This is a genomic window from Rhizobium sp. WW_1 (genome assembly GCF_003610155.1).
Taxonomy (GTDB): Bacteria; Pseudomonadota; Alphaproteobacteria; order Rhizobiales; family Rhizobiaceae; genus Rhizobium; species Rhizobium tropici_A.
On record NZ_RAIN01000001.1, the window covers coordinates 1,211,515 to 1,229,545 of the forward strand.

At 61.3% G+C, this 18,031-nt stretch carries 19 protein-coding genes; 18 read left to right on the plus strand and 1 reads right to left on the minus strand.

Features of this window, described 5'->3' with window-relative positions; all coding sequences use genetic code 11:
- Positions 1 to 148 precede the first annotated feature (148 nt).
- The 7 genes from dnaN (at position 149) to BJ928_RS38725 (ending at position 5,240) form a co-directional block, all read left to right on the plus strand.
- The gene (gene dnaN, locus BJ928_RS05815; protein ID WP_348628199.1) at positions 149 to 1,324 is read left to right on the plus strand and encodes a DNA polymerase III subunit beta; all 1,176 of its coding nucleotides are present in this window, start codon (positions 149 to 151) and stop codon (positions 1,322 to 1,324) included.
- A 160-nt stretch (positions 1,325 to 1,484) separates the two neighbouring features.
- On the plus strand, positions 1,485 to 2,078 hold the full coding sequence (gene pmtA / locus BJ928_RS05820) for a phospholipid N-methyltransferase PmtA (protein ID WP_047628456.1): 594 nt from the start codon (positions 1,485 to 1,487) through the stop codon (positions 2,076 to 2,078).
- Positions 2,079 to 2,098: 20 nt separating this feature from the next.
- Positions 2,099 to 2,686 carry a histidine phosphatase family protein gene (locus BJ928_RS05825; protein WP_047628458.1) on the plus strand — a complete coding sequence of 196 codons (588 nt, stop codon included), beginning with the start codon at positions 2,099 to 2,101 and terminating at the stop codon, positions 2,684 to 2,686.
- 1 nt (position 2,687) lies between these two features.
- On the plus strand, positions 2,688 to 3,380 hold the full coding sequence (pyrF, locus tag BJ928_RS05830) for an orotidine-5'-phosphate decarboxylase (protein WP_047628459.1): 693 nt from the start codon (positions 2,688 to 2,690) through the stop codon (positions 3,378 to 3,380).
- Positions 3,381 to 3,407: 27 nt separating this feature from the next.
- Positions 3,408 to 3,695: a DUF1330 domain-containing protein gene (locus BJ928_RS05835; protein ID WP_047628461.1), complete on the plus strand. Its 288-nt coding sequence runs from the start codon at positions 3,408 to 3,410 to the stop codon at positions 3,693 to 3,695.
- A gap of 111 nt (positions 3,696 to 3,806) precedes the next feature.
- Complete coding sequence (locus BJ928_RS05840; protein WP_047628462.1) at positions 3,807 to 4,787, plus strand: complex I NDUFA9 subunit family protein; 981 nt, start codon at positions 3,807 to 3,809, stop codon at positions 4,785 to 4,787.
- A 288-nt stretch (positions 4,788 to 5,075) separates the two neighbouring features.
- Positions 5,076 to 5,240, plus strand: a complete 165-nt coding sequence (locus BJ928_RS38725; RefSeq protein ID WP_047628464.1) for a hypothetical protein — start codon at positions 5,076 to 5,078, stop codon at positions 5,238 to 5,240.
- 71 nt (positions 5,241 to 5,311) lie between these two features.
- Here BJ928_RS38725 and BJ928_RS05845 read toward each other — a convergent pair whose 3' ends face one another.
- Entirely contained in the window at positions 5,312 to 6,109 is a 798-nt protein-coding gene (locus tag BJ928_RS05845) for an undecaprenyl-diphosphate phosphatase (RefSeq protein ID WP_047628466.1), read from the minus strand.
- Positions 6,110 to 6,260: 151 nt separating this feature from the next.
- On the opposite strand from BJ928_RS05845, the gene BJ928_RS05850 reads away from it, so the two are divergent.
- The 11 genes from BJ928_RS05850 (at position 6,261) to BJ928_RS05905 (ending at position 17,986) form a co-directional block, all read left to right on the plus strand.
- Positions 6,261 to 6,953: a glutathione S-transferase family protein gene (locus tag BJ928_RS05850; RefSeq protein ID WP_047628468.1), complete on the plus strand. Its 693-nt coding sequence runs from the start codon at positions 6,261 to 6,263 to the stop codon at positions 6,951 to 6,953.
- Positions 6,954 to 7,067: 114 nt separating this feature from the next.
- Positions 7,068 to 8,225 carry a tRNA epoxyqueuosine(34) reductase QueG gene (gene queG / locus BJ928_RS05860; protein ID WP_047628469.1) on the plus strand — a complete coding sequence of 386 codons (1,158 nt, stop codon included), beginning with the start codon at positions 7,068 to 7,070 and terminating at the stop codon, positions 8,223 to 8,225.
- Positions 8,225 to 9,097, plus strand: coding sequence for an SDR family oxidoreductase (locus BJ928_RS05865; RefSeq protein WP_047628470.1), 873 nt, complete (start codon positions 8,225 to 8,227; stop codon positions 9,095 to 9,097). Before queG ends, BJ928_RS05865 begins: the two co-directional genes overlap by 1 nt.
- Positions 9,098 to 9,494: 397 nt before the next feature.
- Positions 9,495 to 9,863: a septal ring lytic transglycosylase RlpA family protein gene (locus BJ928_RS05870; RefSeq protein ID WP_047628471.1), complete on the plus strand. Its 369-nt coding sequence runs from the start codon at positions 9,495 to 9,497 to the stop codon at positions 9,861 to 9,863.
- A 202-nt stretch (positions 9,864 to 10,065) separates the two neighbouring features.
- Positions 10,066 to 11,355: an RsmB/NOP family class I SAM-dependent RNA methyltransferase gene (locus BJ928_RS05875; protein ID WP_047628472.1), complete on the plus strand. Its 1,290-nt coding sequence runs from the start codon at positions 10,066 to 10,068 to the stop codon at positions 11,353 to 11,355.
- Between the two features lie 309 nt (positions 11,356 to 11,664).
- Positions 11,665 to 12,954, plus strand: a complete 1,290-nt coding sequence (locus BJ928_RS05880; RefSeq protein ID WP_047628474.1) for an imelysin family protein — start codon at positions 11,665 to 11,667, stop codon at positions 12,952 to 12,954.
- A 45-nt stretch (positions 12,955 to 12,999) separates the two neighbouring features.
- Complete coding sequence (locus BJ928_RS05885) at positions 13,000 to 14,559, plus strand: di-heme oxidoredictase family protein (protein ID WP_047628475.1); 1,560 nt, start codon at positions 13,000 to 13,002, stop codon at positions 14,557 to 14,559.
- Positions 14,559 to 15,668, plus strand: coding sequence for an imelysin family protein (locus BJ928_RS05890; RefSeq protein WP_047628477.1), 1,110 nt, complete (start codon positions 14,559 to 14,561; stop codon positions 15,666 to 15,668). Before BJ928_RS05885 ends, BJ928_RS05890 begins: the two co-directional genes overlap by 1 nt.
- 5 nt (positions 15,669 to 15,673) lie before the next feature.
- Positions 15,674 to 16,762 (plus strand): DUF1513 domain-containing protein, encoded by a 1,089-nt coding sequence (locus tag BJ928_RS05895; protein WP_047628479.1) that lies wholly within the window; start codon positions 15,674 to 15,676, stop codon positions 16,760 to 16,762.
- A gap of 124 nt (positions 16,763 to 16,886) precedes the next feature.
- Positions 16,887 to 17,348 carry a PaaI family thioesterase gene (locus BJ928_RS05900; RefSeq protein ID WP_047628480.1) on the plus strand — a complete coding sequence of 154 codons (462 nt, stop codon included), beginning with the start codon at positions 16,887 to 16,889 and terminating at the stop codon, positions 17,346 to 17,348.
- The gene (locus tag BJ928_RS05905; RefSeq protein ID WP_047628482.1) at positions 17,345 to 17,986 is read left to right on the plus strand and encodes a 5'-methylthioadenosine/S-adenosylhomocysteine nucleosidase; all 642 of its coding nucleotides are present in this window, start codon (positions 17,345 to 17,347) and stop codon (positions 17,984 to 17,986) included. The genes BJ928_RS05900 and BJ928_RS05905 overlap by 4 nt, the downstream gene beginning before the upstream one ends.
- Positions 17,987 to 18,031: the final 45 nt, after the last annotated feature.

Consider the following 18,031-nt stretch of genomic DNA (forward strand, 5'->3'; position numbering starts at 1 on the left):
TGCGCCGACGGCAAGAGCGGTGCAATTCCTGTGGAGCATTGTCGACGAAATGTCGAATTGGCGCTTCGCAATTGATCCATGCCCCTTGCATTCGGGTGGAGAAGTCTGCCAAGTTGCCTGTCCAATCTTTCGGGCCTCGTCCGAAAACATGTCGCTCGGGCGCCTCGGGCCGCCCGGCAAGTCACGGTCGAAAGCGGTAGCATCCATGCGTATTACAATTGAGCGGTCGAACCTCCTGAAGTCGCTGAACCACGTACATCGCGTGGTCGAGCGTCGCAACACGATCCCGATCCTGTCCAACGTGCTGCTGAAGGCCGACGGTACGAGCCTCGACATGAAGGCGACCGACCTCGACCTCGAAATCACCGAGGCGACGCCCGCCAATGTCGAGCAGGCCGGCGCCACCACGGTTCCCGCGCATCTGCTTTACGACATCGTGCGCAAACTGTCCGATGGCTCGGAAGTGCTGCTGGCCACCAATGCCGACGGCAGCTCGATGACGGTTGCCTCGGGCCGCTCAAAATTCTCGCTGCAATGCCTGCCGGAATCCGATTTCCCGGATCTCACCGCCGGCAGCTTCAGCCACTCCTTCAAGCTGAAGGCAGCCGATCTGAAGATGTTGATCGACCGCACGCAGTTTGCGATTTCCACCGAAGAGACGCGCTACTACCTGAACGGCATTTTCTTCCACACGATCGAAAGCGGCGGCGACCTGAAGCTGAGAGCCGTCGCCACGGACGGCCATCGTCTGGCGCGCGCCGATGTCAGCGCCCCTTCGGGCTCCGAGGGCATGCCCGGCATCATCATCCCGCGCAAGACGGTAGGCGAACTGCAGAAGCTGGTGGATTCGCCGGATACGGTCGTCACCGTCGAAGTCTCCGATGCGAAGATCCGCCTGACGATCGGCTCCATCGTCATGACGTCGAAGCTGATCGACGGCACCTTCCCGGACTATCAGCGCGTCATCCCGGCCAATAACGACAAGGAAATGCGGGTCGATTGCCAGAGCTTCGCCCAGGCAGTGGATCGTGTTTCGACGATCTCGTCGGAGCGCGGCCGCGCCGTCAAGTTGGCGCTGTCGGATGGCCAGCTGCTGCTGACCGTCAACAACCCGGATTCAGGCAGCGCGACGGAAGAAGTCGCTGTCGGTTACGAGATGGACCCGATGGAAATCGGCTTCAACGCCAAGTACCTGCTCGACATCACCGCACAGCTTTCGGGCGATTCTGCCGTGTTCCTGCTGGCCGATGCCGGCTCGCCGACACTCATCCGCGACACGGCCGGCGACGACGCACTTTATGTATTGATGCCGATGCGCGTCTAACGAAACCAAAGCGCCCTTTCATGCGTTTCTTCAACGCTAGGGCGCTTTTATTTGGTCCTTTGCGGATTGCGACATTTTCTCTTGTTATTGCGTCATTCCGTTGCAAGACCGTAGAGAAGCAATATGTAAGTCGCGACGGTAACATCTGGTGGGGAAGAGCATGGCGCTGCGTCTCAAGGAACGGCTGGGCAAGAAGTTCGACGAGGAGATTCGTTTCTTCAAGGGCATGATGCAGGGGCCGAAGACCGTCGGGTCGATCGCTCCCACCTCATCGATCACGGCCCGCAAGATGGCTGGCGTCATCAACCCGCAATCCGGCCTGCCCGTGCTGGAGCTCGGGCCGGGAACAGGGGCGATCACCAAGGCTATTCTCGGGCGCGGCGTCGAGCCGCAGAATCTGGTCGCCATCGAATATTCGACCGATTTCTACAATCATCTCGTGCGCCGCTACCCGGGCGTCAACTTCATCAATGGCGACGCCTTCGATCTCGATACGACGCTTGGCGTGCTGCGCGGACAGACCTTCGATTCCGTCGTCTCGGGCATTCCGCTTCTCAATTTCCCGATGAAGGCGCGCGTTGCCTTGCTGGAAAGCCTGCTTGACCGCATGCCGCCCGGTCGGCCGATGGTGCAGATCTCCTACGGACCGGTCTCGCCGATCATCGCCAAACCGGATCGCTACCACATTCGCCACTACGACTTCATTGTCCGCAACATTCCGCCGGCCCAGCTCTGGGTCTACACCCGCGGCTGAACCTATCACTGAGACAATCCATGTACGCTCTCTATATCACGCACCCACAGGTGCGCATCGATCCGAACGTGCCTGTTCCGCAATGGGGACTGTCCGAAATAGGCGCCGAGCGAGCACGGCTGGCGGCAAGCCGCCCGTGGGCCAGCCAGCTCGGGCTCATCGTTTCCAGCGGCGAGCGCAAGGCGATCGAAACGGCCGAGGCTTTGGCGGCAGCAAGCGGCGCGGCTATCGAGATCATCGAGGCCACGCACGAAAACGACCGCAGCGCCACGGGTTTTCTGGCCCCGCCGGAATTCGAAAAGGCGGCCGACTGGTTCTTCGCCAATCCGCATGAGAGCTTCAAGGGCTGGGAGCGCGCCATCGACGCGCAGGCAAGGATCGTCTCCAATGTGGAGGCCGTTCTTGCGCGACACGACCCGAGCGTGCCGATCGCCTTCGTCGGTCACGGCGGCGTCGGCACGCTGCTGAAATGCCATCTGGAGGGAAAGCCGATCGCGCGGCAGGGCGATCAGCCACCCGGCGGCGGCAATCTTTTCTGTTTCGATCTTGCGAACCGCGCCATCTCATGCGACTGGACACCCATGGAAGACTGGATGGGATGGGCTTGATATGACCGCACGCGACCGCTTGATCGTTGGACTGGATGTTCCAAACCTTCAGGAGGCCGAGAAAGTGGTCGGCGCCCTCGGCGACGATATCCTCTATTACAAGATCGGTTATCAGCTCGCCTTTGCCGGCGGCCTGGAATTCGCGCGCGATCTCGCCGCCAGCGGCAAGAAGATCTTTCTCGACATGAAGCTGCTCGACATCGACAACACGGTCGCGTCCGGCGTGGAGAACATCGTGAAGATGGGCATGTCGATGCTGACGCTGCACGCCTATCCGAAGGCGATGAAGGCGGCCGTCGAAGCGGCCAAGGGATCGGAGCTCTGCCTGCTCGGCGTCACGGTGCTGACCTCGATGGATGAACAGGATCTCATCGCCGCCGGCTATGAATATGATCCGCATACGCTGGTGCTGCGCCGGGCCGAACAGGCGCATCTCGCCGGCATGGGCGGGATCGTCTGCTCGGCCGAAGAATCCGCCGCAGTCCGCAAGATCATCGGCCCCGACATGGCGCTGGTGACCCCCGGCATCCGCCCCGCCGGCAGTGACAAGGGCGACCAGAAGCGGGTGATGACGCCAGCCGCTGCCATCAAGGCCGGATCGAGCCATCTCGTCGTCGCAAGACCTATCGTCAAGGCCGCCGATCCGAAGGAGGCGGCCCGCGCCATCCTCGCCGAGATCGACGCCGCGCTTTAAACGACTACAGCAAACAGGGAGGCAGATATGGCAAAGGGATACTGGATCGCGCGCGTGGATGTCCGCGACGCCGAGCGCTACAAGGATTACGTTGCCGCCGCAAAACCAGCTTTCGAGAAATACGGCGCGAATTTCCTTGCCCGCGGTGGTGCCTTCACACCGCTCGAAGGCACAGCGCGCGGCCGCAACGTCGTCATCGAGTTTCCATCGCTGCAGCATGCCGTCGATTGCTACAACTCGCCGGAATACCAGATCGCCGCCAAGATCCGCCAGCAGGTGGCAGACGCTGAAATGGTCGTCGTCGAAGGGGTTTAAACCCTTTGAAAAGCCGACGCTGCGATGCAGCGCGATAGCACTTCACCTCGGCGCTCGGATGGGCTAAGACGAAACCAGATCAGCCCATCAAAGCCTTTCGAGGAGCCTGCCATGACCCTGTCCAACCTCCCGCCGCTCGTGACCGTGTTTGGAGGATCAGGCTTCATCGGGCGACACACCGTGCGTGCGCTTGCCAAGCGCGGCTATCGCATCCGTGTCGCCGTGCGCCGTCCCGATCTTGCCGGCTTCCTGATACCGCTCGGCAATCTCGGTCAGATCTCCATCGTTCAGGCTAATGTGCGCTATCGCAACTCCATCGATCGCGCCGTCGAAGGCGCGCAGCATGTCGTCAACTGCGTCGGCATTCTCGCCGAGAGCGGCCGCAACACCTTCGACGCCGTGCAGGAATTCGGCGCCAAGGCGATTGCCGAAGCCGCACGCAACGTCGGCGCATCGCTGACGCATATTTCCGCCCTCAGCGCCGATGCCAAATCGCCTTCGGCCTATGCCCGCAGCAAGGCCCGCGCCGAAACCGCCATCCTGTCGATCAAGCCGGACGCGGTCATCCTGCGTCCTTCGATCGTTTTCGGTCCGGAAGACGAGTTCTTCAACAAGTTCGCCGACATGTCGCGCACGGCACCCTTCCTGCCGCTGATCGGCGGCGGTAAGACGAAATTCCAGCCGGTTTACGTTCAGGATATCGCCGAAGCAGTCGCCCGCAGCGTCGACGGCAAGCTGAAGGCCGGCACGACCTACGAACTCGGCGGCCCGGAAGTGCTCTCCTTCCGCGACTGTCTCGAGACCACGCTTTCCGTCATCAACCGCAAGAAGGCGCTTGTCTCCATCCCCTTCGGCTTGGCCTCGCTGATCGGCTCGATCGCTTCTCTGGTGCCGCTCATCAAGCCGCCGATCACCCCTGACCAGGTAACCCTCTTGAAGAGCGACAATGTCGTTTCCAAGCAGGCGGAAGCGGAAGGACGTACGTTGAAGGGCATCGGCCTCTTGCCGACGCTGCTCGTCTCCGTGCTGCCGTCCTATCTCGTGCGCTATCGCCCGCAGGGCCAGTTTACCGGTTCCGGCAAAGCCGCCTAAGCGATTCGGCAGTTCCGCGAAATCCATACGCCGCCCGACTTTGCCGCGCGGCGTTTTTGTTGCCTGAAGACGACAAAGACGCACTTCAAGACGCTGGCAAAACCTCTTCATTCACAGCTTAGCGTTGCTCAAAAGACGCAGTCTGGAAATAGTAGCATTAACGTCAAATTTAATATGAACATTTATTGCTATTCATCATTTCACTGACTAACACAGCCGCGCGTCTCAGGCTTGGACAACGAACCGGTCCGTGGCGCGCTTCACACTTCTGCGGAAAGGCATTCTTCGATGGGCAAGTCTATCGCGCTTCTGTTTGCGTGCGCGGCACTGGTGATTCTGGCCGGCTCTTTCGTGGCCCGCGGCAGCATCGCCTCGATCAAGGGCGAATGTGCGCCGACCTACGGCGTCGACCCCTGCACCACGGGTTCCATCGACGCTTCCTCCCCGAACTGATCGGGTATGAAAAAGGCCGGTTTTCACCGGCCTTCGTTTTTTCAGATCTGCAGATCGGATGATGATCGGCCTCAGCCGAAGTAGATCCCGATTAGGCCGACCGTACCGACGCCGATGCGCCACCATGCAAAGGGGGCGTAGCCACGGCGAGATACGAAATCGAGCAGGGCGCGCACCACGAGCAGCGCCGAGAAGAACGCCATGACAAAGCCGATGACGATCAGCTGACCATCGGCAAAGCTGAGATCGTTGCGGCTCTTCCACAAATCCAGGGTGAAAGCCCCGACCATCGTCGGCATGGCGAGGAAGAAGGAAAATTCGGCGGCCGAACGCTTGTCGGCACCGAGCAGCAAGGCGCCGACGATGGTGGAGCCGGAGCGCGACGTTCCGGGAATCATCGCCAGGCACTGGAAGAAGCCGATCTTGACCGCCATCGGCCAGGAAAACTCGTAGGCGCTGGTGTATTTGGGCTTGAACTGGATCTTGTCGACGACGAGCAGGACGATACCGCCGAGGATCAGTGAGATACAGATCACCTTTGGCGAGTTGAACAGCACGGTCTTGATGAAATCATGCGCCAGCGCGCCGATGACGGCGGCCGGCAGAAAGCCGAACAGAACGGCCAGAACGAAGTGGCGCGCCTTGACGCTGACGGGGAGCGCCTTGGCGATCTGAACGAGGCGATTGAAATAGACAAGCAGAATGGCGAGAATCGCGCCGAGCTGGATCAAGACTTCAAAAGTGCCGGTCGACTGGAAGCCGAGAAAATGTCCGAGCAGTATCAAATGGCCTGTCGAGGAGACCGGAATGAACTCCGTAAGCCCCTCCACAAGGCCCAAAATCAGCGCGATAATAATTTGTTCAGCCATATCGTGTCCTTTGTCTAACGGCAGGGCGGCTCGATTCGCTTGTGCAAACTAGGCCGAGATCCTATAGCTTCAACCGATGACAAAAGACTAGGGGCGCAGGATCGCGACCCAAAAAGACTCCATATCATCAATCAGAAACACCCGAGTACCAATGCCGACGCTGTATCATCACCCAATGTCATCTTCCTCCCGGTTCGTTCGTCTGATCCTGACGGAATATGGCTACCAGACGGAGCTGATCGAGGAACAGACCTGGGAAAAGCGACGCGATTTCCTGGCTCTCAACCCCGCCGGCACCTTGCCTGTCTATGTCGATGACAGCATGCGTGCGCTCTGTGGCGCCTCGGTCATTTCCGAATATCTCGACGAAACCCATGGCGTCCTGAAGCGCGACCGCCGGCTTCTTGCCGAAGATCCGTTCCAGCGCGCTGAGATCCGCCGGCTGACGGAATGGTTCATGCAAAAGATGGAGCAGGACGTGACGCGGCCGCTGACGCGCGAGCGCGTGTTCAAGCTGCAGATGACCGCCGAACAGGGCGGCGGCGCGCCCGATTCCAAGGTCATGCGCATGGCGCGCGGCAATATCCGCCAGCACATGAAGTATCTCTCCTGGCTCGCCGGCTCCCGGCAGTGGCTCGCCGGCGAACGGCTGAGCTATGCCGACCTTGCCGCGGCCGCTTCGGTTTCCGTGCTGGATTATCTCGGCGAGATCGACTGGACGGAATCGCCGATCGCCAAGGAATGGTATCAGCGGCTGAAATCCCGCCCGTCCTTCCGGCCGATCCTGGCGGAGCGCGTGCGCGGCGTCACTCCCGTTTCGCACTACGCCGATCTGGATTTCTAGAGCGATTTCGCATTTCCTCGAACAGCGAAAGCGCTTCATCTCTCTTTTTCACGCAATTCCGGACGGAAAGCTGCTAACGCACTTTTCCTGGAATTGTTCTGACGAGGGCTCGATATGCCCGATGACCGCGAAGCGGAAAAAGCTGACAAGCGACGAAGCGCTCTGACCGCGTTCCTGCGCGAGGAAGCGCGTGCCCAGGGTTTCGATCTCTGTCGCATCACAAGGCCGGACGCCATCCCCGAAGCTGCCGTCCGTCTCGGGCAATTCCTCGACAAGGGCCATCACGGCACCATGGGCTGGATGGAGGAAACGCGCGACCGTAGAGGCGATCCGCGCGTGCTCTGGAGCGAAACCCGCTCCATCGCCGTCTTCGGCCTCAATTATGGTCCTGACGAAGATCCACGCGGCATTCTGGAGAAGAAGGACAAGGCGGCAATCTCCGTCTATGCCCGAAACCGCGATTATCATGACGTCATCAAGGGGCGGCTGAAGGAAATTGCCACGCGGTTCGCTGCGCGCTCGAAAGAGGATGTCAAGGTTTTCGTCGACACGGCGCCCGTGATGGAGAAGCCGCTTGCCGGCGCGGCCGGTCTCGGCTGGCAGGGCAAGCACACCAATCTCGTCAGCCGCGCCTTCGGCTCCTGGCTCTTCCTCGGCTCGATGTTCACCACGGCCGATCTGGAGCCGGACGAGCCCGAAGTCGATCATTGCGGCTCCTGTCGGGCCTGTCTCGACGCCTGCCCGACATCGGCCTTCCCGGCCCCCTATCAGCTCGATGCGCGCCGCTGCATTTCCTACCTGACCATCGAGCATAAGGAGCCGATCGATCCAGAGTTGCGGCCGATGATAGGCAACCGCATCTATGGCTGCGACGACTGCCTTGCCGCCTGCCCCTGGAACAAGTTCGCAAGCGCCGCCTCGGAAATGAAGCTGGCCGCGCGGGAGGATCTCAAGGAGCCGTCGATCGCTTTTCTGCTTGATCTCGACGACGCGACCTTCCGGACGTTCTTCAGCGGCTCGCCGGTCAAACGCATCGGCCGGGACCGGTTCGTCCGCAACGTCCTCATCGCGGCCGGCAATTCGGGCGAACGTTCCCTTATGGAAAGATGTCGTGAGTTGGTCGGAGATCCCTCGCCCGTCGTGCGCGGCATGGCCATATGGGCATTGTCGCGGCTGATGACGGCTGGCGAGTTCAGCGCTTTTGCGGCACAAAGAGGTGCCGAAGCGGACGAAGAGGTTCGCGCGGAATGGAAATTGGCGGGGGTATTATAATGCACGTAATGATTTTCGGCTGCGGCTATTCCGGAACGGCCATCGCCAAGGCCTTTGCCGGCTCCGGCATTCGTATCTCCGGCACGACCCGCTCCGCCGACAATGCGGCATTATTGAAGAAGCAGAGCATCGAGGCCTTCGTCTTCGATGGCGAGACGCTCGATCCGGCTTTGGCTGAAGCGATGAAGTCCGCGACACATCTCGTCCAGTCTATTTCGCCGGGCAAATCGGGCGACCCGCTACTGCGGCTGGCACAGCTCAATCTCAAGGCACTGATGCCGAAGCTGGAATGGATCTGCTACCTCTCGACTGTTGGCGTCTACGGCGACCACAAGGGCGCCTGGGTCACCGAGCTGACCTCGCTGCATCCGATTGCCGACCGTTCCGTCGAGCGGGTCGAGGCGGAAGACGGCTGGCTGCGGGTCGGCATCAGGCTGAACCTCCCCGTCGCCGTTCTCCGGCTTTCCGGCATTTACGGCCCCGGCCGCAACGCCTTCTGCAATCTGGAAAGGGGAACTGCCCGGCGACTCATCAAGGCGAACCAGGTCTTCAACCGTATCCGCGTCGAGGATATCGGCGCCTGTGCCCATTTTCTCTCCGAGCGCAAACTCGGTGGCATATATAATGTCACCGACGACGAGCCCGCGCCGCCGCAGGATGTGGTCGCAGAGGCTGCCCGTCTGATGGGCATCGAGCCGCCGCCGGAGCAGCCCTTCGAAACCGCCGAGCTGACACCAATGGCCCGCTCCTTCTACGGCGAGAACAAGCGCGTTTCGAACGCAAAACTGCGGGCGCTCGGCTTTCCCTTTCGCTACCCTGAGTATCGCATGTCGCTTGCCGAATTGTGGTCCTCCGGAGAGTGGCGGGGCTGAGAAACTGCTCCCCACGCCAAGCGGAATCGCACGAAAATTCCTACTTAGCCGGCTGGTTTAGTTCAATTTACTCCGCATTTATGGTTAACGACCTCTAAAATTGCACAAATGCGGCAGCGATTATGGCAAAGTCGGAAAATTATTTTTCCAATTTTCGTGATCCTTGGCATTGCGGGATAGGTGCGAGAAAATTCGTTCTATTTTTAACTGATTTTATTGGGTTTTTTCCACAATCAAGCAAACTCACTGAATAGTCATAGTATTTGCCGATCATCACAAATGTTACAGTCCGTAACATTCCGTGATCATCGATGGCACTTTTTCGCCATTTTTGGCCGGATTTAAGCCCCGCCGCCTACCCAAGGCGCAAGTTCAATAGCTTGAGGGAAAAATCGGTTTGAAGAAAATCGTACGTTCATTGGCGATCGCCGCAACTATATCCGCCTCCTTTGCTGTCGTTTCGACACCGGCATTTGCAGCCGCTGGCTGCGGAGGCGCTTCATGGTACGGGGGAAGCTCCCGAACTGCTTCCGGGGAACGTATGAGTTCCAAAAATCTTACTGCAGCCCATCGCTCGCTTGCCTTCGGCACGCGCCTTCGGGTCACCAACAAGCACAATGGCCGCAGCGTCGTCGTTCGCATCAACGACCGTGGGCCTTTCATTCGCGGACGCGTCCTCGATCTCTCCCGCGCTGCCGCACAGAACATCGGCATGGTCGCTTCGGGCACCGCCAAGGTCTGTTACGAGGTCGTCGCTTCGAAGTAATCGCCGGTGCCGGGATAACCGGCAAATCGGCATGACGCTTGCTCTCTCGGTCAATCGCGGCTACCACGCGGTTGAGACGTCTCGAAATCCGCAGCATGGTATCATCGCGCGGAATGGTTAGTCGTCAGCGATTTTGGTAGGGCGCAGGTTCCCGAGATGAGCTCCAGTGAGTTCCGGATCATGCGCAAGCAGGAGAGTGTGAATGCGTCTGGGCGGCCGATTGCAGGGGGCCATCGAAGTTCTTGCCGATATCGAAGCGCGCAAGCGACCGGTGGCTGACGCCCTGAAGGATTGGGGTCTTGCTCATCGCTTCGCCGGGTCCGGCGACAGGGCCGCGATCGGCAACATCGTCTATGACGCCCTGCGCATGCGGCTTTCTCACGCCTGGCTGATGGGAGACGATAGTCCGTCGGCGCTCGCCCATGCCGTGCTCTTTCGTCAATGGGGCCTGACGCCCGAGGCGCTGGCTGCCGAACTCGACGGCGATAAATTTGCGCCGGAGGCGCCAAGCGCCGAGACACTGGCGGCGTTTGCCGCCCGCAAGCTCGAAGACGCCCCGCTCCATATCCAGGGCGATATTCCCGAATGGGTCGAGCCATCCTTCCGCCAAGCCTTCGGCGATAGCTGGCTCTCGGAAGCGCAGGCGCTTTCCGAGCGCCCGACGCTCGATCTTCGCGCCAATGCGCTGAAGGCGGACCGCGCCAAAGTCGTAAAAGCGCTGGAGCGCGCCGGCGGCCAGGCATCGAAGATCGCCCGCTTCGGCATCCGTATCCCTGCCGGCGAAGGTGCGTCCCGCCTGCCGAATGTCACCGCCGAGCTTTCCTTTCAGAAAGGCTGGTTCGAGGTGCAGGACGAGGGTTCGCAGATCGTCGCCGATCTGGTCCTGCCCGAAGAGGGCGATCAGGTGCTCGATTATTGCGCCGGCGGCGGCGGCAAGACGCTCGCCATGTCGGCGGCGATGCACAACAAGGGCCAGGTCCACGCCTATGACAGCGACCGGCGGCGACTGGCGCCGATCATCGAACGGCTGAAGCGGGCCGGAACCCGCAATGTCCAGGTCCATGACGAGCGCAACGGCCTGCTGCAACTGCGCGGCAAGTTCGACAAGGTGTTGGTCGATGCCCCCTGCACCGGCACAGGCACCTGGCGCCGCCGTCCCGACACGAAATGGCGGCTGACACAGAAGAACCTCGACGAGCGCACCAGTCAGCAGCAGGAAGCGCTAGCGCAAGCCGGCGAATTTGTCCGGCCCGGCGGAGCACTGCTCTATGTCACCTGTTCCGTTTTGCCGGAAGAGAACGAGGCGCAGGTCAACCGTTTCGCCGCCCAGAATCCGGACTTCGAAGTGGCGGAAACCTTGAGTTCCTGGGAGAAGCTGTTCGGCAAGGACGCCCCGCAGCCCCGCTCCTCGGACGGCAAGACCATTACGCTGACGCCCGCCTCCACCGATACGGACGGCTTTTTCTTCTGCCGCCTGCAGCGGAAGGTGTAAGCTCAATCCAGCTCTCGTGCGGCAGCACCATTTCCCTGGAAACGACCGATGCAGTGAACGGTTGTGGCGCGACGAGTTGCGTCCAGCCCGTCAGCCATCACCACCCACCTTCGATTATCGCACTGCCGGCTCACCCTGCGGCTTACATCCCCGCATTTGCAGGCGAATCCGTTTGCGTCGCTGTCGTGAAGCCACTCGTCTCGCGCCTTAAAATCATTCTAAACTAGAGCGTTTGACACAAGTTTGTTTTTCATACATGACACAAAATGCCAAGTTTTGACGGTGCCCCCGCTGTCACAGGAGAGGAACATGAAACTAAAAATCAATGTTGGCGCCGCGCTCGCGGTGGCCGTCGTCACGACCGCCGCATTTAGCCTGCCGGCTCTCGCAGCCGCTCCGGAGCCGGCCGCAGTTATCAAGCATTATGCCGAACTGGCCCACGCCAAATATCAGGACTCCCTGACGACGGCGAAAGCGCTCGACAAGGCGATCGACGCCCTTCTCGCCAACCCCAGCGACAAGACGCTGAAGGCAGCGCGTGCAGCCTGGATCAAGGCTCGCGTTCCCTATGCGCAGACGGAAGTCTATCGCTTCGGCAATCCGATCGTCGACGATTGGGAAGGCAAGGTGAACTCCTGGCCGCTCGACGAGGGCCTGATCGACTATGTCGACGCCTCCTACGGCACGGAAAGCGACGAGAACGCGCTCTATGTCGCAAACGTCATCGCCAACAAGTCGATCAAGATCAACGGCAAGGATGTCGACGCTTCGCATCTGACGCCGGAATTCCTGTCGGGCACGCTGCATCAGGCAGGCGGCGTCGAAGCAAACGTCGCGACCGGTTATCATGCCATCGAATTCCTGCTCTGGGGCCAGGATCTGCACGGCACCGGACCGGGCGCCGGCGAGCGTCCTGCCACCGACTACGACCTGAAGAATTGCACGCACGGCAATTGCGACCGCCGCGCCGAATATCTGCGCTCCGCCTCGACCTTGCTCGTCGCCGATCTGAAGGACATGACGGACAAGTGGGCGCCGGACGGCGAAGCCACCAAGCATGTCGAAGCAGACCCGCAGGCTGGCCTCACCACCATCCTGACCGGCATGGGCTCGCTCTCCTATGGTGAGCTTGCCGGCGAACGCATGAAGCTCGGCCTGCTGCTGCACGACCCGGAAGAGGAGCAGGATTGCTTCTCCGACAACACCTACAACGAGCACAATGGCGACGCTATCGGCATCGCGTCCGCCTATAACGGCAATTATACCCGCGTCGACGGCACCAAGATGACCGGTCCGTCGCTGCATGATCTGGTCAAGGCCAAGGACGCAGCGCTCGACAAGGAGATGGAAGGCAAGCTCAACGTCACCCTCGAAGCCATGAAGGCACTGGTGCATCGCGGCGAGACGGTCGAGAAATACGACCAGATGATCGGCGAAGGCAACAAGGAGGGCAACGCCACCGTGCAGAAGGCCATCGACGGCCTGCTCGATCAGACGAAGAGCATCCAGCGCGTCATCGCCGCGCTCGATCTCGGGACCATCAAGCTTGAAGGTTCGGCAAGTCTGGACGATCCGAACTCCGTCTTCAAGAAGAAGTAATGAGGGAGGGCGGCAGCGCGACAAGGCGCTGCCGCCCCGATACCCATGACAGGTTTGCCGGCCAATCGCGCCCTTTTGCCCGCCTTCGCCGCGGGTTTTCTGGTTTTTTCCATCACGCTCGCCGCTGCCGATATCCTCGATTTTCCGGGCGATCGCACCGACCTCTCCGCCGACGAACTGAAGCGCGTTCATGACGTCACACGGCCAACCGCCAATTTCCTCAAGGCCGAACCTTACGAAACGATGCAGGGCGGAGCCCTGACCTCCATCGACAAGGTCAATCGCGATATCTTCTCGCAGCCATCAGCCAATCTGAACCAGGAGCAGGGCCAGGATTTTCATCTCGGCAACGCGCTCTTCCGCAAACTCTGGGTCTCGGCCCCCTCTTCCACGCAGGCCTCTGACGGGCTCGGCCCGCTGTTCAACGCGCGCTCCTGCCAAAGCTGCCATATCCGCGACGGGCGCGGCCATCCGCTGGAAACCGCCGGAGCTGCCGCGACCTCGATGGTGCTGCGTCTGGCCCGCACGGCCATCACCCCGGATGAGGAACAGGCGGTCAGGGATTCTCACGCGCTGAATTTTCCGGATTCGACCTATGGCGCGCAGCTGCAGGATCTCGCCGTGCCCGGCCTTGCCGCCGAGGGCAAGGTGACAGTCCGTTATAGCGAAGAGGTGGTGACGCTTGCCGGCGGCGAGACAGTCACTTTGCGCAAGCCGACATACGGCATCAGCGATCTCGCCTACGGGCCGATGGATGCCAACACCACGCTTTCGGCACGCATTGCGCCGCCGATGATCGGCCTCGGCCTGATCGAAGCCATTCCGGATGCCGACATCCTGGCCAATGCCGACCCGGACGGCAAGAAGGGCACCGGCATACGCGGCCGCGCCGCCATCGTTCGCGATCACCGCACCGGCCAGCTCGCGCTCGGCCGCTTCGGCTGGAAAGCGCAGAACGCCACCGTGCGCGACCAGGTGGCCGATGCCTTCTCGATCGACATCGGTATTTCGACTCCGGACCGTCCGAACCCCTACGGCGATTGCACCGCCAAGGAGCCGCAGTGCCTTGCCATGCCGAACGGCGTGCAAAAGCGCCTCGGCGATACGGAAGCGCCGGACCCGGTGCTCCCTCTCGTCACCTTCTATTCGGAAAACCTCGCCGTGCCGGCCCGCCGGGGAACAGGCTCTCCCGCTGTGCTGCACGGCAAGGAGATGTTCTACCGCTCCGGCTGTGCCGCCTGCCACACGCCGAAATTCGTGACCCGCGACAACCTCAAAGGCAGCGACGGCAAGGATTCGCCGCAGACCTTTCAGCTGATCTGGCCCTATTCCGATTTCCTGCTGCACGATATGGGCGAAGGCTTGTCCGACGGGCAGCAGGTGGGCATGGCATCCGGCCGCGATTGGCGCACGCCGCCGCTCTGGGGTATAGGCCTCACACAGACGGTGAGCGGCCAGCAAGCCTATCTGCATGACGGCCGCGCCCGTACATTGACCGAAGCCATCCTCTGGCACGGAGGAGAGGCTGAAAAAGCCCGCAACGCATTCGCCGGTCTTTCGAAGGACGATCGGCAAGCCCTCATCAACTTTCTGGAGTCTCTCTGATGCGCCACTGGAAACGTCTCGCCGCCAGCCTGCTGCTGACCGTTGCGGCTCTCCCTGCTCATGCCGAAGATGCGACGACCACCGGCGCGGGCCTGAACGAGGCGGCCGTGCCGGCAACCCTGCAGAAGGCCGTCGACGACGTCATTCGTCCAGGCTACCGCGCCATGCATGACTCTGCAACGAAACTGACCGTGGCGATGAAGGCGCTTTGTGCCGACCCCACCGCTGCAACGCTTTCGGGCGCAAAGGCGGCCTTCGGCGATACGGTGAAGAGCTGGGCGCGCATCGAAATCGTCGACACCGGCCCGATCATCGAAAAGAACCGCTTCGAGCACATCCTTTTCTATCCCGACCGCAAGGGCGTCGGCCTCAAGCAGGTACAGGCGCTGATCGCCAAGGCTGACGAAAAGGACACGACCGTCGAGGCCGTCGCCGGCAAGAGCGTGGCGCTGATGAGCATGACGGCGCTGGAATATGTGCTCTTCGGCAACGGTTCCGACGTTCTCGGCAAGAACAAGCAGAGCTTCCGCTGCCGCTATGGCACCGCTGTGGCCGGCAATATCGAGAACACCGCCAAGGAAATCGCCGACGAATGGGATGCGCCCGACGGCGTGCAGAAATCCTGGAAGTTTCCGGGCAAAGACAGCAACGATTTCATGGACAACAAGGAGGCCGTGACGGCGCTGCTCGGCATTCTCGTGCATAGCGCAGCCAATATGCGCGACCAGCGGCTGGAGACCTTCTACAAGGGCGACCAGGCGGCAGCACGGCCGAAGATGGCGATCTACTGGCGCTCGGCCAACACCTGGACCTCGTTTGCCGGCAATGTCGAGGGGATCAAGACGCTCTGGGAAAAGGCCGACATGGCAAGCCTGCTGCCACCGGACAAGCGTGATGTCGCCGCCAAGATCGACAGCCTTCTGAACGAGCTCGCAACGACCGCGCCGACTATCAATCCGGATATCGAGGCGGCCATCGGCAACGATGCGGAACGCGCCAAGATCGACAAGCTGCTTGCCGTCAGCCGCGATCTCGCCACCGGCTTCAGCGACCAGTACGGCGGCGCCATCGGACTTTCGGCCGGCTTCTCCTTCGCAGACGGAGATTGAACGCTATGCGCAGCGGCCTGATCGACCGGAGGGCTTTCGTCAAGGCGGCGGGGCTGACCTTCCTCGCGGCGCTGAAGCCCGGCGCCTTGGTGGCGCTGGAGCGGGCCGATGCGGTCTACGCGTCCGGCCTTCGCGCCGCCGACGGCTCCTTCGCGGTGGCGACGGTGACGGAACAAGGCCGAATCGTCGATCAAGTCGCTCTTCCGGCCCGCGCCCATGGCATGGCCTTCTCGAAGGCGACCGGAAAGACCGTCGCCTTCGCACGCCGGCCCGGCACCTATGCGATGATCTTCGACCCCTGGAGCAAGGCCGAGCCGATCGTCATCACCGCCAGAGAAGGCCGGCACTTCTACGGGCACGGCACGTTTTCGCCCGACGGCAGGCTGCTCTATGCCAGCGAGAACGATTTCGATCGGAATCGTGGCATCATCGGGCTTTACGACAGCAGCAACCGCTTCGCCCGCATCGGCGAATACGAGACTTACGGTGTAGGCCCGCATGACATGACGGTTTCGGACGATGGCAGGTATCTGATCGTTGCCAATGGCGGCATCGAGACCCATCCGGATTTCGGCCGCACCAAGCTCAACCTCGACCATATGGAACCGTCGCTGACGCTGATCGATGCCGCCAGCGGGCGGCTGATCGAGAAGCATGTTTTGCCGCCGCAATATGCCCAGGTCTCGACCCGGCATGTCGATATCGATGCCAGCGGCCGCGTCTGGTTTGCCTGCCAGTACGAGGGCCATCGCAACGACCTTCCGCCGCTCGTCGGTCACTTCGCGCGGGGCGAGGACCTGAGCTTCGTCACCCTGCCCGACGATGCGACCCGGGCGCTCGGCAACTATGTCGGCGCCATTGCCGTCAACCGAGCCGAAAATCTCGTCGGCGTGACATCACCGGTCGAGGGGACGTCGGTGACGCTCGATGCGAAGACCGGCAGGGTGCTGAAGGTGGAGAGCATCGCCGACGCGGCCGGCATTGCCCCGGCTCCTCACGGGTTCGCCGTCTCTTCCTATGATGGAGATTTCCTGGGGGAGCGCAGCGATGTGGCCTGGGATCAGCATATTGTGCGGATCAAGCGGCCAGCGTAGGCATCTTTGCCGTCGATGCCGATAAGGCGTGGCGGCAACCCTCAAATGGCTTTCCTTTCGCGATAGATAGCCCTTGTTCAAACGGCCTCTCCGTGCCAATTTCGCACCCGCGAAAGGGGACGGCATGACAGGGGCAGACGAGACGGGAAGCAGCGGCGATTTTCGGACCCGCATCAGAACGAGCTTCGCGCGGCAGGCGGCGATGGCGACGATCGGTGCGGAATTGACGCGCGTCGAACACGGTACGGTCGAGATCGAGCTGCCCTTCGATATCAAGCTGACGCAGCAGCATGGCATATTGCACGCCGGCATCATCGCCGCAGCGTTGGATTCGGCCTGCGGTTTTGCCGCCTACAGCGTCATCGATCCCTCCGCATCGATCCTCACGATCGAATTCAAGATCAATCTGATGTCGCCGGGGCGCGGCGAGCGCTTCCTGTTTCGCGGCGATGTCACCAAGCCCGGGACGACGATCATCGTCGCCGATGGGCGCGGCTATGCGATCGGTGATGGGCCAGCCAAGCTGATTGCCTCGATGACGGGAACGATGATGGTCATCCGGGGCAGAGAGGGAATTAGCGGATGAAATTCGAATTGAAGCGGGTATCGGGCAAATCGATCCTGTTCGTCATGGCGGCCGACGCCGAGTATGGACCCTTCCTACGCTCCCGCATCGATCCGCTGATGACGGGCGTCGGTCCTGTCGAGGCGTCGATCGGTCTTACCCGCGCCCTCGCGCAGCTTGAAGCGCAGGGCGATCTTCCTGACCTCGTGGTGTCGCTCGGCTCGGCCGGCTCCGCCAGGCTGGAGCAGACTGAAGTCTATCAGGTCACCTCGGTCTCCTACCGCGACATGGATGCCTCGCCGCTCGGCTTCGAAAGAGGCCGCACGCCCTTCCTCGATTTGCCGGCAACGATCGAGCTGCCGCTGCGCATTCCCACCATTGCAGAGGGCAGCCTTTCGACGGGCGCCAACATCGTCTCCGGGGCGGATGCCTATAAGCGTATCGGCACCGACATGGTCGACATGGAAACCTTCGCTGTGCTGCGCGCTTGCCAGATCTACGGCCTGCCGCTGATCGGCCTGCGCGGGATTTCGGACGGACAGGTCGAGCTGCAGCGCATTTCCGACTGGACGGAATATCTGCATGTGATCGACCGCAAACTGTCCTACGCCGTCGACGGGCTGTTTACGGCACTGGAAGACGGCGTATTCTGGTTCTGAGGGACCGGAAACCAAGCAGAAGCACGGACAATCGGGACAATAAAA

Bases quoted from the DNA above. Each gene is read 5' to 3' on its own strand.
- BJ928_RS05835 (WP_047628461.1), top strand. From the start codon at position 3,408: ATGGCAAAGGGATACTGGATCGCGCGCGTGGATGTCCGCGACGCCGAG.
- BJ928_RS05850 (WP_047628468.1), top strand. From the start codon at position 6,261: ATGCCGACGCTGTATCATCACCCAATGTCATCTTCCTCCCGGTTCGTT.
- BJ928_RS05840 (WP_047628462.1), top strand. From the start codon at position 3,807: ATGACCCTGTCCAACCTCCCGCCGCTCGTGACCGTGTTTGGAGGATCA.
- dnaN (WP_348628199.1), top strand. From the start codon at position 149: ATGTCGCTCGGGCGCCTCGGGCCGCCCGGCAAGTCACGGTCGAAAGCG.
- BJ928_RS05905 (WP_047628482.1), top strand. From the start codon at position 17,345: ATGAAATTCGAATTGAAGCGGGTATCGGGCAAATCGATCCTGTTCGTC.
- BJ928_RS05895 (WP_047628479.1), top strand. From the start codon at position 15,674: ATGCGCAGCGGCCTGATCGACCGGAGGGCTTTCGTCAAGGCGGCGGGG.
- queG (WP_047628469.1), top strand. From the start codon at position 7,068: ATGCCCGATGACCGCGAAGCGGAAAAAGCTGACAAGCGACGAAGCGCT.
- pmtA (WP_047628456.1), top strand. From the start codon at position 1,485: ATGGCGCTGCGTCTCAAGGAACGGCTGGGCAAGAAGTTCGACGAGGAG.
- BJ928_RS05865 (WP_047628470.1), top strand. From the start codon at position 8,225: ATGCACGTAATGATTTTCGGCTGCGGCTATTCCGGAACGGCCATCGCC.
- BJ928_RS05880 (WP_047628474.1), top strand. From the start codon at position 11,665: ATGAAACTAAAAATCAATGTTGGCGCCGCGCTCGCGGTGGCCGTCGTC.
- BJ928_RS05845 (WP_047628466.1), bottom strand. From the start codon at position 6,109: ATGGCTGAACAAATTATTATCGCGCTGATTTTGGGCCTTGTGGAGGGG.
- BJ928_RS38725 (WP_047628464.1), top strand. From the start codon at position 5,076: ATGGGCAAGTCTATCGCGCTTCTGTTTGCGTGCGCGGCACTGGTGATT.
- BJ928_RS05890 (WP_047628477.1), top strand. From the start codon at position 14,559: ATGCGCCACTGGAAACGTCTCGCCGCCAGCCTGCTGCTGACCGTTGCG.
- BJ928_RS05875 (WP_047628472.1), top strand. From the start codon at position 10,066: ATGCGTCTGGGCGGCCGATTGCAGGGGGCCATCGAAGTTCTTGCCGAT.
- BJ928_RS05825 (WP_047628458.1), top strand. From the start codon at position 2,099: ATGTACGCTCTCTATATCACGCACCCACAGGTGCGCATCGATCCGAAC.
- BJ928_RS05885 (WP_047628475.1), top strand. From the start codon at position 13,000: ATGACAGGTTTGCCGGCCAATCGCGCCCTTTTGCCCGCCTTCGCCGCG.
- BJ928_RS05900 (WP_047628480.1), top strand. From the start codon at position 16,887: ATGACAGGGGCAGACGAGACGGGAAGCAGCGGCGATTTTCGGACCCGC.
- pyrF (WP_047628459.1), top strand. From the start codon at position 2,688: ATGACCGCACGCGACCGCTTGATCGTTGGACTGGATGTTCCAAACCTT.